Here is a 14,948-nt window from a genome sequence, read left to right on the forward strand (position 1 = left end):
CCCCGGACCGCGACATCTGCGACAAGCCGCTGATTGCGCGAAAACGGCAATCGCGGTCAAGGCGCTGCGGAGCATCGGCGGCCGCTTGCCCCGGCGCCGCCCGCGCAAATTCGCAAATGCCTCTCCCGCACGCCTCATTCGGCCGCCTCGTTCGCGCCAGCCGCGACCTTCCTGTTGCGCGAGCCGAACCGTTTCATCACGACGACGTAGAAGACCGGCACGAACAGGACCGCGAGGACGGTGGCGGAGAGCATGCCGCCGAACACCCCGGTTCCGATCGCATGCTGGGTCTCGGCGCTGGCGCCCCGCGCGAGCATCAGCGGGACGACGCCGAGGGCGAAGGCAAGCGACGTCATCAGGATCGGCCGCAGCCGGAGCCGGGCAGCCTCGACGACGGCGTCCCCGAATTCCCGCCCCTCCGCAACCAGGCTCCTGGCGAACTCGATGATGAGGATCGCGTTCTTGGCCGACAGCCCGATGACGGTGATCAGCCCGACCTTGAAGAACACATCGTTTTCAAGCCCGCGAATCTGAACGGCGAGGACGGCGCCGACAATGCCGAGAGGCACGACCAGCATGACCGAAAGCGGGATCGACCAGCTTTCATACAGAGCCGCCAAGACCAGAAACACCACCAGCATCGACAGCGCGAGCAGGATCGGCGCCTGCGACGCGGAATCCTTCTCCTGCAGCGACTGTCCGGTCCATTCGACCACGAAGCCGGCCGGAAGCCGGGCGGCGAGCCGCTCCATCTCCGCCATGGCGTCGCCGCTGGAGACGCCTGGCGCGGCGTTGCCGGCAACGCGCGCCGCGGGATAGCCGTTGTAACGCACGAGTTGAAGCGGCTCCTCGCCCCACACCGGTGTGATCACCTCCGACAACGACACCATGCCCCCGGCGTTGTTGCGGACATGGAGCTTCAGAACATCGTCGATCTGCATGCGGTTTGGCGCATCCGCCTGCACGATCACCTGCTGCAGCCGTCCGGCATTCGGAAAATCGTTCACATAGGTCGACCCCATCGCCGCGGTCAGGGTGTCGCTGATCATGGCGAAAGACACGCCGAGGGCTTCGGCCTTCTGGCGGTCGATCTTCAGCCTCACGCTCGGTCCGTTCGGCAGACCTTCGGGATAGACGCCGCTGACGAGTGTGCTTTGCGCGGCAAGCTGCAGCAGTTTGGCTTGAGCCGCCATCAGTGCGGAATGGTCGCGACCGGCGCGGTCTTCAAGCCGCAGCGAGAACCCGCTGGAGGTGCCCAGGGCCTCGATCGCCGGCGGTTTCATGCTCATGACCGTGCCCTCGGGAACCTTGGCCATCGCCGCGGTGGCGGCGGCGACCTCGTCGCCGACGCTCGCCTCCCGTTCGCTCCAATCCTTGAGGCTCGTGAACGACATCGCCGCGTTCGATCCGGAGCCGGAGAAGCCAAAGCCGATGATGGACGTGTTGCCGGCAACGGCCGGCCGCGTGGCGACGTAAGCATCGTATTGCTTGACGATGTCCAGGGTTCGTTCGGCCGTCGCGTCGGCCGGCAGCGTGAAGCTCGTCATGAAGTTGCCCTGATCCTCCACCGGGACGAACGATGACGGCAACCGCATGTAGCCGTAGGCGAGCACGGCGACGATGACGGCATAAAGAACCATCATGCGCCCCGTCCTGCGGACCAGCGCCGCGACCCAGCCGGCGTAACCTTCCGTCATCCGGTTGAAAGTCCGGTTGAACCAGCCGAAGAAGCCTTTCTTCTCGTGATGGCCGGCGCCGATCGGCTTGAGCAGCGTGGCGCAGAGCGCGGGAGTCAGCGTCAGCGCCAGGAACGCTGAAAACAGGATCGACACCGCCATCGACAGGGTGAACTGCCGATAGATCGCGCCGACCGAGCCGCTCGCCAGTCCCATCGGAATGAACACTGCGGACAGAACGAGGGTAATTCCGATGATCGCGCCGATAATCTCCTTCATTGCCTTCCGGGCGGCTTCTTTCGGCGGCAGGCCCTCGGCCGCCATGATCCGTTCGACGTTCTCGACCACGACGATCGCGTCGTCGACGACGATACCGATCGCGAGGACCATGCCGAACATCGTCAGCACGTTGATCGAATATCCGGCCATCCACATCACCGAGAAGGTTCCGAGCAGCGCGATCGGCGCAACGATGGCCGGGATCAGCGTGTATCGGATGTTCTGGAGGAACAGCAGCATCACCAGAAAGACGAGCGCCATGGCCTCGATCAGCGTATGGACGACCTTCTCGATCGAGATCTTCACGAAGGGGGCGGTATCGAAGGCGATGGCATAGCTCATCCCTTCCGGCATGGCCGGCGCGAGTTCGGCAAGGCGCGCATAGACGGCCGCGGCGGCGCGGACGGCATTGGCGCCCGGCGCCAACTGGATGCCTGCGGCCGTGGCCGGCTTGCCATTTTCACGGGTCGCAAAGCCCGTGCTCTGCGCGCCGAGTTCGACGCGGGCGACATCGCCCAAAACCAGCTTGGAGCCGTCACTTTCGGCGCGCAGAACGATCGCCCTGAACTCCTCGGGCGTCTGCAGCTGTCCGTGCACGGTCAGCGGAATACTGACTTTCTGTCCGGAGACCGTCGGCTCCGCGCCCACCCTGCCCGGCGCGATCTGGGCGTTCTGCGCCTGGATCGCACCCGTGATCTGGGCAGGCGACAGCGAATGGGAAACCAGCTTGGCGGGGTCGACCCATACGCGCATCGCCGTTTCGGAACCGAAGGTCTGGACGCGGCCGACGCCTTCCACGCGCTTCAGCTCCTGCACGATGCGCCGCGCCATATAATCGCCGAGCGCGAGTTCGTCGTACTCGCCGTTGCGCGAGCTGAGCGTCACGATCATCAGGAAGTCGGAGGCGGCCGATTCGACGGTGACGCCCATGCGACGAACCGCCTCGGGAAGGCGCGGTTCAATCGCCTTGAGACGGTTCTGGACGTCGACCTGGGCCAGGTCGGCAGCGGTGCCCGGCTTGAACGTCGCGGTGATGCTTGCGGTGCCGGATGTATCGACGGTCGATTCGAAATAGAGCAGGTTCTTGACGCTCGACAATTCCCTTTCGATCAGCATGACGACGCTGTCGTTGATCGTCTGCGGTGTCGCCCCCGTATACGTCGCATAGATGCTCACACTGGGGGGAGCGATCGTCGGAAAGCGCGACACCGGAAGCTGCGTCACGGCGATTGCGCCGACCAGCGCGATGAAGATCGCGATGACCCAGGCGAACACGGGGCGATCGATGAAGAACTGGGACATGATGCTGAGGCTGTACTGTCAGTCGGCGGCCTGCGCGGCGGTCGCGCTGAAGGGCACGGCATCGACGACCGCGTCGTTCTTCGCGCGTTCCTGTCCTTGCACCACCACCGTCTCGCCGGCTTGCAGGCCGGACGTCACGATGTAGCGCCGGTCCACAATCTCGCCGAGACCGACCACGCGCAGCGCGGCCCGCTTGCGATCGTCGACGACGACGAGTTGCGGCGTTCCGGCCGGATCTCGGACCACCGCCTCCTGCGGCACCAACAACGCATTGTGTCTGACGCCGCGCGGCATTCGGGCGCGGACGTACATGCCCGGAAGCAGGATCCGATCCGGATTTTGAACCTCGACACGGACCGTGACACTTCCCGTGCCGGGATCGACGCTGATATCTGAGAACAATGCGCGGCCCGTGACCGGATACGCCTTGCCGCTGGCGGCGACAATCGCCACCGGCAGCTTGGAGGCGTCGTCGAGTTGCCCCGACCGGCCGGCCTCCCGGATCGCGTCGATCCGGGAGGCCGGCTGGCGGACATCGACATAGACCTGGTCGATCTGCTGGATGGTCGCCAGAGGAGTCGTCGAGGACACCGATGCGAGCGCGCCTTCGCTGACCAGGGCCTGCCCGGTTCGTCCCGAGATCGGCGCCCGAACCGTTGCAAACGCCAGATCGAGGTTCTTGCGCTGGAGCGCTGCCTGGGCTTCCGCGACATTTGCCTTCGCCTGAGCGACATCCGCCGCGGCGTCGTCATAGGCCTCGCGGCTGATCGCATTGGTTGGCACCAGTTGCTTTGCGCGGTCGAACCTGCCTTGGGCGCGGACCAGCCCCGCTTCGACGCGCTGAAGCGCCGCAACCGCGCTGCCGACCTCTGCCTTGAAGGCGTCGGAATTGATTTGAAACATCGCCTGGCCGGCCTCGACCTCGGCGCCCTGCTCGAACAGCCGCTTTTCGAGGATTCCACCAACCTGCGGCCTGATCTCCGCGGTTCGGAACGCCGCGACCCGCCCCGGCAACTCGTCGACAAGGATCACTGTTTCCGGTTTGACCGACAAGACGGTGACGCGCGCCGGCGGCGCTCCAACCTGCGCGCTGGTTTCGTCGGATTGCGGCTGGCCGCAGCCCGCCAGGCCAAGCGCCGCCAGGATAGCGAGCAAGCTGCCGGGAGAACGAAGTTGAGACGTCATTCATGGATCCGCATCGGCGGCAGTGCGACCAACGCACGGCCCCGTCACCGCCGATTGCCGCGCGACCGTTGGCGTCTCGTCGAGATTGTGTGGAGATTTGGCGGACGCACCTCCCGATGATTGAAACGGGAGTGGTTCGAACCGGTCGTGGTCCTTGAAACGTTGCCGCCCCATGCCGCGGCGCGCGCAGATTTCATCATCGGTCGCGGGATACGCTGCCCAACAATCGACACTAAGGAACCACACAGCTGCGGATTGGTGGGATGCGTGTTGTTCGATGGCATTTCGCCCGTCCAAGCAGGGAATGCAAAGCATGATCCACGACGTTCAACCAACGATCGATAGATATCCGGCAACGCTGCGGATCCTGCATTGTGTGCGGGCCGTGTTGATCATCGGCCTGATCGCCGCTGGCTGGACCATGACCGTGCTGAACGACGCCGTTGCGTCGAAATACGACTTTCTCTATCCTTGGCACAAATCCTTCGGCGTGCTGGTGTTCCTGATCGTCCTTGCGCAGCTTGCGATCCGCGGGCTGTCGCGCTTGCCCGGACCGGCGCCGCTCCCTGCCCACGAGAAGATGCTGTCGCAGGCCGTGCACGTCACGATGTATGCGCTGCTGCTGATCGTCCCGCTCATGGGCTATGCGATGTCCAGTTCCTACACCCATAGCGACGGGGTATTTTTCTTCGGCATTCACGTTCCTGAGCTTCTGCCGAAGAACGACGACCGGTTCAGAGTGTTCCAGTTGCTGCACAAGACGCTCGCCTACAGCCTGCTGGCGCTGATCGCATTGCATGTCATCGGCGCGTTGAAGCACCGTTTTTTCGACAAGGACCGGCGCACCGACGTTCTGCCGCGCATGATGTGAATCGGGTGCCGTCCCCGCGCCGACGGCCGGGGACGGGCGCTTCAAAGCTCACAGGAGATGCGCCACATCGCCGCAATGCTCGAGGCCGGCGATCCTGCTGCGGCCCGGCAGGCGGCGAAAGCGCATGTCGGACAGGCGCGCAGCGGCCTAGTGTGGCGTCTCGCAATTGCCTATGCCCTTTGCGGCAAGCCCCTGTAGGCAATTGCGAGACATAAGCCACACTAGTGTGGTGGATCTGACGCTCGTTTCAGTATTGCAGCGAGTTCTTCGAACGAGCGTCAGATCCAAAACCACACTAGAATCATAATGATGCTAGTGTCCCCTTGTTTCCAACGTTCGTATGAGCGCCTGCTGCAATGGGATACGAACGTTGGAAACAGGACACTAGCACTTTGATTTTGCTAGTGTCCTGATGTCTCCGAATGACCGTGCGAGGGTGAGGCAAACGAAGCGGTAATTCGGAGACAGGACACTAGAGAGATCGCAGCCCAATTGCAGGCACACCGAACGCCCGTCGACCTCGTCGGAAGCCGCGTCCCGGCGATCGATGGCGCTTTCGATCCGCGACGGCTCGGCGCCGACCGCTCTACCAGTCGTCGAAATCGTGCCCATTGTCGTCGTGCAGCATCGCACCGTAGATGCTTTCTTCCGAACCCGGGATATCGATCGCGTCGAGGTGTTTCCGGTAAAATGCTATGGGCCCTACGCCGCCGATGATCGCATAGGCATATTCCGCTTCCCGCATGCCCCGCAGGGTGGCGAAGAGGAGCGCCTCGCCGATGCCCTGGCCGCGAGCAGCCTTCGCCACTCCCGTAGGACCGAAGAAGCCGCGCATCGAGCAGTCCGCGCAGGCGAAGCCCAGCAACTCGTTCTTCCGCGCTGCGATCCAGATCATCACCGGGGAGCGCGTGAAAGCGCGTGTGGCTTCGCTCACCCAGGGGCTGTCGAAATGCTTTTCGATCCAGGGAAGCACGACATGCGCCTCCGCCGCCATTGCGCGACGAACCGTAATCCCGTGGGACGCGATCTTCTCCTCCGTGCGAACGTCGGGAAGATCATAGAGACGGACGAGGAGGTCACTCATGGACTGGCTCTCCTGGAGCAATGACGAGATCGGTTGCACGCCGATGCTACCGATGTGTCGATCATCACCGACATGTCGCCGGCGCCGACCGGAGATCTTCATGTGGGTCAGCGCGGAAAGACTGCTGCGCGACGCCGAGTTCTAGTGTGACGTCTCCGAATGACCGTGCGAGCATGAGGCAAATGGAGCGGTAATTCGGAGACAGGACACTAGTGTCCCTTTGTTTCCAACGTTCGTAGAAGCGCCTGCTGCAAAGGAATACGAACGTTGGAAACGGGACACTAGTCGTTGTCCGGCGAAGGCTCGCTTTCGGGAGCGGCGTGGTCATCGTCCCAATTGTCGCGCCAGCCGGGTGGATCGCCGTCGTCCCCCCAGTGATATCCATCCCAGTGGTCGATTTCCCCGTAGAAGCCATAGTCACGATAGTTGTCGTGCCAGTAACTGACGACGTTGAACGTCACGATCGGGATCTCCGACTGCGCCGCATAGGCAGGAACATACACCCGGCGCGCCTCGTGAACGAACTGAACGTGCGCCCCCGACACCCAGCCACGAACCCCGGATGCGCTCACGTCGCACCATCTATAATTTGCCAGACAGCCGTAAATCGTCAGAGACGATCCGGCCGCCAACCTCCGGACTGCCGGAAACCGAATACTTGGCCCGGAGCGGATGTTGAGATTCACGACGGAATATCCCTCGTGAGTTCCAGCGTGGCCCTCGCCGGCAAAGGCGACGAGGAGAGCCAAGGCGATTGCACAAATAGCGCGATGATTTTTCATAGTTATCCAACTGAAGGGCATCGAACTGACGCGCCGGGTGGGGTTGCGGCCGGCACCACGCCTCGCCCCCTGCATTTGCCCCGCAAATGTCGGCGCCGCGTCGAGACTGCATGAAGATTTCGCCGAGAGCATCTATGCCGGTTCGCCGCCTCATCGTCGGCGACGATCAATCGACCATCGAGAATGTATGGAGATTTGGTGGAGAAGGGCCATATTAGGTCGACGGGAAGCGCTCGCCCGTGCCAAGAGACCGCATCCGATGGATTTTTGAAGTGTTCCGATGAACGCCCTCGTTCTCATTGCCGAAGATGAACCGCAAATCAGCGAAATCCTCGACGCTTATCTGACGCGCGAGGGCTTCCGCACGGTCTGCGCCGGCGACGGTCGAACCGCACTCGACCTGCATCTCGCGCTGAAACCGGATCTCATCCTTCTCGACGTCACGATGCCGCGCCTCGATGGTTGGGACGTGTTGGCCGAAGTCCGCCGCCGTGGCGATACGGCGGTCATCATGATCACCGCTCTTGACCAGGATATTGACCGCCTGCAGGGACTACGCATCGGGGCCGATGACTATGTCGTCAAGCCGTTCAATCCTGTCGAGGTGGTCGCCCGCACCAAGGCGGTGCTGCGGCGGGTTGGTCAGTCAGGCGCTGGCGGCGTGCTTCGTGTCAACGGCGTCACAATCGATCTCGACAGTCACCTTGTAAACACCGTGGTGGATGGAACGGCGCAGCCGCTGCCGCTCACGCTCACCGAATTCCGCCTGTTGGCTCATATGGCGCGAACACCGACCAAGGCCTTCACGCGAAGCGAACTCGTCGACGCCTGCCTTCCCGGCAGCGACGCCCTCGAGCGGACGGTGGACAGCCATATCAGCAATCTTCGCAAAAAACTGGGCGAGGCCGGCGCGCCCGGCATGCTATCCGGTGTCCGCGGCATCGGCTATCGATTGGCCGCGATATGAAGCGGCATCGCCTGAGCAGGCAGATCATGGTCTCGATGAGCGTCGTGGCGACCATCGCGATGCTGATCGTCTTCGTCGGCTCGTTCATTTTCTACGGAATATACCTTAGCTATTTTCCCCCGCCTCCCGGATCGCCTTCGCTTCTTCCGGAGGCGCCCGACCTGATGCTGATCGCATTCTTCCTTCTTATCGGATTGGCTCTTGCCATCATGGTCGCGCTTCGGCTGGCGAAGCGGATTCTGGCTCCGCTGAATTCCCTGGCGGAAACTGCACGCAAGATAGCTGCGGGCGACCTGTCGGCGCGTGCGTCTCCCGGCGACCGCTCGCTCGGCGAGACCGCCCAGCTGGTGGACGATTTCAATGCGATGGCGCAGAGGCTCCAGGATATCGCCGAAGACATGATTGCATGGAACGCAACGATCGCGCACGAGCTCAGGACCCCCCTGACCGTCTTGAAGGGGCGCCTTCAAGGTATCGCCGACGGTATTTTCGCTCCCGACGAGGCATTGATCCGCAATCTCCTGCTGCATGTCGACGGGCTCTCGCGGCTCGTCGGCGACTTGCGGACCGTCACGCTGGCCGACGGCGGTCACCTGGACCTCAGGATAGAGACGATTGAACTCGCCGCAGAAATCCGTAGCGTCGCCGACCTGCTGGAGCCGTCACTCGTGAAAGCCGGCTTTTCGCTCGACGTCACGCTGATCGATCTGGTCGTTCGCGGCGATGGCGTTCGTATTCGCCAGGCGCTGCTCGCCCTTCTCGACAACGCACAGCGTTATGCTCGACCCGGCTCCATCGAACTCTCGACTCTGAAATCGGGCAACTCGGCAATCATCCGGGTCGAGGATGAGGGGCCCGGGTTGTCGCCGGAATTCGCCAAGCGCGCCTTCAAGCCGTTCGCGCGGAGCGAACCATCGCGCGCCCACCGCCTCGGCGGATCGGGCCTGGGACTATCCGTCGTTCGCGCAATTGCCGAGGCGCATGGCGGACACGCCGCGTACCGAAGATCCTCGCGCGGGGGCGCCGTCTTCGAGATCACACTTCCGCTTGAAGGCTGTGAGCCCGATATCGCGCCCGATGCGTCGATTCAATCCTAGTGCGGTGGATCTGACGCTCGTTCGAAGAATTCGCTCCAATGCCGAAACGAGCGTCGGATCCACCGCACTCGTCTAATCCCTCGGATCGCCCCGTTTCAATTCATGCGCGAGGCTGGGAAATTCGCCTGCAAGCTGCTGATTTCCAGGCGCGTTTCGTTAATGGAATTCCAGTCAAAAAATGCTATATTATGCGCATGGAAAAGCTGACCGCCCCCTCGACCGCTGAGCACATCCGGACTCTTGCCCGGACGTATCACGTCTCCTACTCCGAGGGTCCAAACGACCTCCTTGCTCACCACATGTCACGTCTGGCCGGGGATATGGTTGAACTCGATGAGATCGAGCGGCTATTGATCGGCTTGCAGCGCGCAAACCGGATCACACGCGTGGAAATGATCCAACTTCAGGCCCGCTATCTACACGAAGCCAAGCTGTGACATTTGATCCGTTCGGCGACTTCGAAACGCGCGGCTACCTACGTAATCTTGCCGAAGAGAAGGATCCCGCCATCATCAGAAGGCTGGAGCAGGTCAGTCGAGCGGAGCGACGTGCTGAATGGTGCCGTCCTCTTGAATGCCGCGGCGCTGAAACTGCCACGCAGCGAAGAAGTCGAGGCACGTATTCCAATAAAGCGAGCGAGGGTCTGCCGTCGCCGCGTCGGGAAACATGTCGCTTCGGCGTTGAACCAAGCTGAGTTTTCTGCACATGGCAGCGACTTCCGGGTGCTTGAAGTCTATTTGATGCATGCTGTGGGCGAAAATATTTCGGACGCGGTTTACAATCCTAAGATCATCGCGAGAAGGCTTCTCGATAAGCCGGACGGCATAGGCGAGAGTTATTTTGGCCGATGCCGTGGCCAAAAAGCCGTTCTGAGCGCCGCCAAAAAAACGGCTCTCCTCGTCTTTGTCGATACGCATGCGCTCCCGGATGACCATTTCTAGCCCGATCTATTCACGACGACCAACGTCTGTAGGTCGTTTCGGCGCATTTCGGATTTCAAGCGCGCGCCGTCATTCGGATATTTCACCGTCATGACGAACCTTACCTTGGCGAACGCGCTGGAGGAAACGGGGGGGGTGGGATCGTTGGGGCTCACGCCCCGCCTTTTACGGGCCGCGAGGCATCAGCGCGGCGGGCAATCCGCGGAACAAATCGGCTTCCGGACAACAGGCGGCGAAGGCGAGACGCACGCGACTGGCCGTCTCGACGACCCGGGCGGCGACCTTGATCAGCCGGAGCCGCAGCGTCGCGAACTCCGCTTTCGCCAGATCCCGGACCTTGGGAATGGCGTCGCGCACAGCGAGCATCAGCCAGTATGCCGTCGTGTGCAGCACGAGACGCACTTGATTGGCAATGGCGGAACGGCAGGACGTGCGATCGGACGCCAACTGCGTCTTGTGCAGCTTGATCAGGTTCTCGGCCTGTCCGCGCGCGCAATACAGGCTGTCGTATAGCCACTCGGGCGAGCCGTATTCGAGATTGGTGACGACGAAGCGGATGTCGAGACCGAGCTTCGTCGCCTCGATGCGGGCGACGGCGCGCCGCTCGCGGTTCCATGATTTGGCCTTGTGGCGCGTCTGCGCATAATCGCGCACGACCGGCTTGTCGGATACGGCGCGTTCGGTGCGGACGGCGTCGGCGACCTCGTCCACCTTCTTCGACAACGGCTTCGAGCCGGGAAGACCGAAGACGTAATCGACGCCATTGTCCTCGCACCACGCCATCGCCTCCGGTCGTGCGTAATGGCCGTCGCCGCGGAAGGTGATGCGGGTCCTGGTCCAGCACCGGCGAATGCGCCGGACGAGGCGGCGCAGATGAGCGCGCACCTCGACGCCGGACGGCGTCTTGCCGGGCCGCAGCACGACCGCGACGGGTCGGCTGCGTTCGGTGTCGTAGACATGGATCGGCAGGAAACAGCGCTCGTCATAATGGGCGTTGAACAGCGACAGTTGCTGATGGCCGTGCACGACATCGCAGGTGTCGTCGATGTCCAGAATGACCGACGCCGGCTCGCGTTCGTAGGAGGCCATCCATTGATCCACGAGCGCGTAGGTCAGCCGGATGGCGTCCTTCAGCGAAGGCGCGTTCTCCAGCCGCGACAGGGTCGGCTGCAAACACAGGTCCGCGCCGCTATCGGCAAGCCGCCCGCACGCCAGCTTGAACGCGGGATCGGTGCGCAGGCAATCCAGATCGTCGGCGTCCTCGTAGCCGCAGGCGATCGCGAAGGTGCGGGCCCGGATCATGTCGGCGAGTGTATGCGTAATCCTGGAGGGGTTGCGCCGGTCCGGAAAAGCACGGGCAAGTCGATCGGCAATCCCCAGACGACGCTCGGCCATCGCCAGCAGCATGACGCCGCCATCCGAGGTCAGGCGACCGCCGTCGAAATCGGCTGTGACTTTCTTGCGCGAGACGGCTGGAAACGAGAACGGCAGAATCGTAGTGTCGGTCATGGCGGGCGTGGCTGGCTCGATGCGTCGAAATGGATTGGCGTAAGCAACCAAATCCTACGCTGTATCAGGCCTCTACGCCACGCTCGCCAGCCTCAAAACACTCGCCTCATGAATAAGAGCGGTTAGATGCCCAGCGAGGCGACCAGAGGCTTGCGTTTCTGAACGCAGACAGCCGCTTCGTAAGGAAGGTCCCACCTTTCCGTACACCGCGCGAAAAGAACAACAGCCCGGCCTCCACTGGCATCGAGAGCCTGATTGGCAAGTTGCTCCAGTGATTGCTTAAGTTGGGGTCGGAGCTGCTCAGGAAAGACATAAAACCCGACACGTGCTTTGTGCTCTTGTGACGGCTGGATCTGCATGGAACTGACATATTCCGGGTCGCGATAGTTCTTCCGGACCATGGTGCGCAATTTGTCGAGTGAGCGCTCTATGCGGCGCTGCTCCGAAGGATTTGCCGCGCCGAGCAAGTGAATGCCGACGGTTGTCCAACCCATGGGCCGCTTCTCATTCAGCCGATCGATGATCTGCGTGAAGAGAGGACTCAGCATTGCCTTAGGCTTTGGTGCGGTAATCCCGGCATTCAGGGCGTTGTAGTAGCGGTCGATAGGGCCGGACAGGCCTGCAACATTGAAAAGCAGGTCTTTGTCCGGAAGAACGAAGTTGAAGCCGTTATCAAGATAGATACCGAGATAGTCCAGCTCGTCGCCGAGCAGATGATGGGCCTTCTGGAAATAGTTACGCTCGTTCAAGTAGTGCAACAGCAGGAGCGGCTTATCGAGAATGTCGACGATGCAGAGAAGATCGGCAATCAGCAGCGTCGGTGCGAGCTCGTGATCCTCCGGCACCCAGCCGACCTTTTTGAATTCGGCTTCAGCCGAGCTGAGCACCGAAAGATCGTCGAGCGTAACGGACAGCCGTATAACCCGGTCGACTGACGCCGGATCAATCCCTAATCCCGCTGTAATGGCGACTGACTCTTGATCTCCCGCTTGCGCCCTAGCAATCACGTTGGCAAGTCGCTCCGACTGTATCGAAGGATCGAGAACCATCTCCTGGATATGACGTTTGACGCGGGCGGGTGCTCCACGCAGGCCTTCTGGTGTTAGCCGGTTTGCCTTCGCCTCTGCGGCAATCACGGTCCGATCGATAACGACCAGGACGTCCGTCTCGAAGCCCTGATCGCCAAGTTTCCAGGTGGCGCCGGGCGTTATCTTCGCGCCCGGAAGCGCAGATCGCAAGGTCGTTTCGAGTTTCTCCTGGAGATATGAGGAGCGTGTTTTTTCCACGGCCTTCTTGAGCCCCGCAGCGCGTGCGAGCCGCTCCATGATGCGATGGATATGGCTGAACACGGCCATGGGAATCGGCAGGAAGAAGCGATCTTCGAGATCAATTGCCGGTGTTTCCCAGACAGGATTTCCGAGAAACAGATACTCGGTCTTGGCTTCCGAAAGAGAACCCGGTTTAAGCGAAATGGCCCGCAAGATTTTTTCGACCACTTGCGGCGAGCGGCCAGACAATTGTGCGAGGCCGTCGGGTGTAAATGTGCCGAATTCGGCGATCCGCAGGTCGTAGTGAGACATCACGAACGCCTTGGCGCTGTCCAGGTCAATCCCCGGCATGGCCGCAAGCATCTTCTCCGGATCTCCAACGAGACCCGGCACATTTTGAAAGTAGAGCCGGAAGATCTGCCGGGGATTTCGTCCTCGAAGAACCCGGCGAAACCGTCCCCAATGTTCCGTTTGCCGCCGTTCGTACTCACGCAGGGCGCAATGCATCACCTCGATCAGGTCCGTACAACTGAACCCATGATGCGCGACAAAAGAGGCATCGAGCGCCCCATAGAGCTCTTTCGAAATCTGGATGACGGAGAGAAAGTGCGCCCAGTTGCGCACCGCCATCGTGTGAAGGCGAATGCGCTCCTGTAATTCGAGAACAGCCAGCTCTTGCGGGTCGGATATTTTCTGGCCGTCGAGCGTTCGCTCCAAAAAGAAAGTATCTGACAGCTTCGGCATGCTGTCGAAGACGGTCTGCATGACGTGCGGGCGCACGGGAGCCGGTCCCCACTGGTCCAGGGGAATGGACAGAACAATTGCCTGAAGAAGCTCGGCGTGGTGTTGCAGGACGTCGGCGACGGGCTTGCCCCTGGAGCTGTCCTCAGACCCAAATGTCAGAAGCCCGTACCCGGCGTAGCAGGCGAGGATTCCAACAGGGTCATGGTGGCAAAGCTGGTCTTTGACGAGCTCGAGTGTCTTGGGAAACTCGGCCACCGCAGCCAAGGCCGCTTCCGTCATGGCGGCTTTGAGCTTCGGATAATGTTCCTCGGGTACAGAAAATGTGTCGAACCTGATTTTGGAACGTTCTTCCTTGCGTTTGCCTGCCTTGTGCCGCCGATTTCGTTTGCTCATGCGCTACCTTAGCAACAAGCGGACTCGCGGAATATCGCCATGCTTGCGATTTCCGCCAATCGACTGCGGCCTATTCCAGAAAAATTCGCGATTGCCGGTAGCGGCTTCGGCGTACTGATCGATGGCAATGATGATGGCCTGCACATGATGGTAGCACCATCCCTCATGGACGCCGATGCGCCTGACTTCCGCCAGTACTTTGAGAAATGGAGGCTGGTCGGTGCTGTCGGTGAAATACTTCAGTTCACGCATCACCATCTCCGACCACCCAGCACCTTGCCCTTGACCGGCCCCGGCTGAAGCTTCTTCAGGGCGTCGCGTTGAGCGCAGAGATTTTCGATTTTGGCCTGCATGCGCGCGAGCAGCGCCTCGGCTGACGCCGTGGCAACACCGGCCCGCTGAAGCAGAAGGATCTCCCTGCGCTGCCGACCGACCTGCGAGCGCATGCGCTCGATTTCACCCCGGATGAAGTCAATGTCCGGCATGTCCCGCTTCTCAAACCTGGAATAAAGTCATGAGAACAAAAACGGAACATAAAATCAAGTTAAACGTTGGGAGAAGCAGCGGAGGCAGAAATGGCCAACAACAACACCGAGAAAGACCCCGAGGACTGGGTTTCCGGGGATGATCCGATGACCGGGGCACAAGCCTCATACCTGAAGACCCTCAGCGAACAGGCCCATAAGCCCGATCCGACGGGGAAGAAACTCACCAAGGCCGAGGCATCCGAGCTGATCGACCGGCTCCGCGAAGAAGCCGGTCTGGAAAAGTAGCCGCATCGTCCACAGACGCTGGGAACAGGTGGACAAGCCGAAGCTCCTCCATTTGCGAATCCCTGCCTTGTGGTAGC

General features: G+C 61.5%; 14 protein-coding genes. 5 read left to right on the plus strand and 9 right to left on the minus strand.

Going from position 1 to position 14,948, the window contains the following annotated elements:
• Positions 1 to 134: 134 nt before the first annotated feature.
• Together DB459_RS00370 and DB459_RS00375 are read right to left on the minus strand one after the other, a co-directional pair.
• Positions 135 to 3,257 (minus strand): multidrug efflux RND transporter permease subunit, encoded by a 3,123-nt coding sequence (locus DB459_RS00370; RefSeq protein WP_253710718.1) that lies wholly within the window; start codon positions 3,255 to 3,257, stop codon positions 135 to 137.
• 18 nt (positions 3,258 to 3,275) lie between these two features.
• A complete protein-coding gene (locus DB459_RS00375; RefSeq protein WP_253710721.1) occupies positions 3,276 to 4,442 on the minus strand; it encodes an efflux RND transporter periplasmic adaptor subunit in 1,167 nt (388 codons plus the stop codon).
• Between the two features lie 277 nt (positions 4,443 to 4,719).
• On the opposite strand from DB459_RS00375, the gene DB459_RS00380 reads away from it, so the two are divergent.
• Positions 4,720 to 5,313 carry a cytochrome b gene (locus DB459_RS00380; RefSeq protein WP_253710724.1) on the plus strand — a complete coding sequence of 198 codons (594 nt, stop codon included), beginning with the start codon at positions 4,720 to 4,722 and terminating at the stop codon, positions 5,311 to 5,313.
• A 586-nt stretch (positions 5,314 to 5,899) separates the two neighbouring features.
• On the opposite strand, the gene DB459_RS00385 is transcribed toward DB459_RS00380, so the two are convergent.
• Together DB459_RS00385 and DB459_RS27310 are read right to left on the minus strand one after the other, a co-directional pair.
• Positions 5,900 to 6,397, minus strand: coding sequence for a GNAT family N-acetyltransferase (locus tag DB459_RS00385; protein ID WP_253710727.1), 498 nt, complete (start codon positions 6,395 to 6,397; stop codon positions 5,900 to 5,902).
• A 281-nt stretch (positions 6,398 to 6,678) separates the two neighbouring features.
• Positions 6,679 to 7,311, minus strand: coding sequence for an SH3 domain-containing protein (locus tag DB459_RS27310; RefSeq protein WP_371926835.1), 633 nt, complete (start codon positions 7,309 to 7,311; stop codon positions 6,679 to 6,681).
• Between the two features lie 148 nt (positions 7,312 to 7,459).
• Here DB459_RS27310 and DB459_RS00400 point away from each other — a divergent pair, with 148 nt between their 5' ends.
• From DB459_RS00400 to DB459_RS00410, 3 genes are read left to right on the plus strand one after another with little or no spacing between them, the layout of a single operon-like run.
• The gene (locus tag DB459_RS00400; protein WP_253710729.1) at positions 7,460 to 8,146 is read left to right on the plus strand and encodes a response regulator; all 687 of its coding nucleotides are present in this window, start codon (positions 7,460 to 7,462) and stop codon (positions 8,144 to 8,146) included.
• The gene (locus DB459_RS00405) at positions 8,143 to 9,243 is read left to right on the plus strand and encodes an ATP-binding protein (protein WP_253710731.1); all 1,101 of its coding nucleotides are present in this window, start codon (positions 8,143 to 8,145) and stop codon (positions 9,241 to 9,243) included. The genes DB459_RS00400 and DB459_RS00405 overlap by 4 nt, the downstream gene beginning before the upstream one ends.
• Positions 9,244 to 9,281: 38 nt before the next feature.
• Entirely contained in the window at positions 9,282 to 9,680 is a 399-nt protein-coding gene (locus DB459_RS00410) for a hypothetical protein (RefSeq protein WP_253710733.1), read from the plus strand.
• A gap of 93 nt (positions 9,681 to 9,773) precedes the next feature.
• On the opposite strand, the gene DB459_RS00415 is transcribed toward DB459_RS00410, so the two are convergent.
• From DB459_RS00415 to DB459_RS00435, 5 genes are all read right to left on the minus strand, one after another.
• Positions 9,774 to 10,160, minus strand: a complete 387-nt coding sequence (locus DB459_RS00415) for a hypothetical protein (RefSeq protein ID WP_253710735.1) — start codon at positions 10,158 to 10,160, stop codon at positions 9,774 to 9,776.
• 189 nt (positions 10,161 to 10,349) lie between these two features.
• Complete coding sequence (locus tag DB459_RS00420) at positions 10,350 to 11,693, minus strand: IS1380 family transposase (protein WP_253710737.1); 1,344 nt, start codon at positions 11,691 to 11,693, stop codon at positions 10,350 to 10,352.
• Between the two features lie 122 nt (positions 11,694 to 11,815).
• On the minus strand, positions 11,816 to 14,098 hold the full coding sequence (locus DB459_RS00425; protein ID WP_253710739.1) for a hypothetical protein: 2,283 nt from the start codon (positions 14,096 to 14,098) through the stop codon (positions 11,816 to 11,818).
• A 3-nt stretch (positions 14,099 to 14,101) separates the two neighbouring features.
• Positions 14,102 to 14,350: a hypothetical protein gene (locus tag DB459_RS00430; protein WP_253710742.1), complete on the minus strand. Its 249-nt coding sequence runs from the start codon at positions 14,348 to 14,350 to the stop codon at positions 14,102 to 14,104.
• The gene (locus DB459_RS00435) at positions 14,350 to 14,583 is read right to left on the minus strand and encodes a hypothetical protein (RefSeq protein WP_253710745.1); all 234 of its coding nucleotides are present in this window, start codon (positions 14,581 to 14,583) and stop codon (positions 14,350 to 14,352) included. Before DB459_RS00435 ends, DB459_RS00430 begins: the two co-directional genes overlap by 1 nt.
• Before the next feature lie 90 nt (positions 14,584 to 14,673).
• On the opposite strand from DB459_RS00435, the gene DB459_RS00440 reads away from it, so the two are divergent.
• Positions 14,674 to 14,871, plus strand: coding sequence for a DUF3072 domain-containing protein (locus DB459_RS00440; protein WP_253710748.1), 198 nt, complete (start codon positions 14,674 to 14,676; stop codon positions 14,869 to 14,871).
• The last annotated feature ends 77 nt before the right edge of the window (positions 14,872 to 14,948 follow it).

The sequence above is a fragment of the Bradyrhizobium sp. WD16 genome, from assembly GCF_024181725.1.
Classification (GTDB): domain Bacteria; phylum Pseudomonadota; class Alphaproteobacteria; order Rhizobiales; family Xanthobacteraceae; genus Bradyrhizobium_A.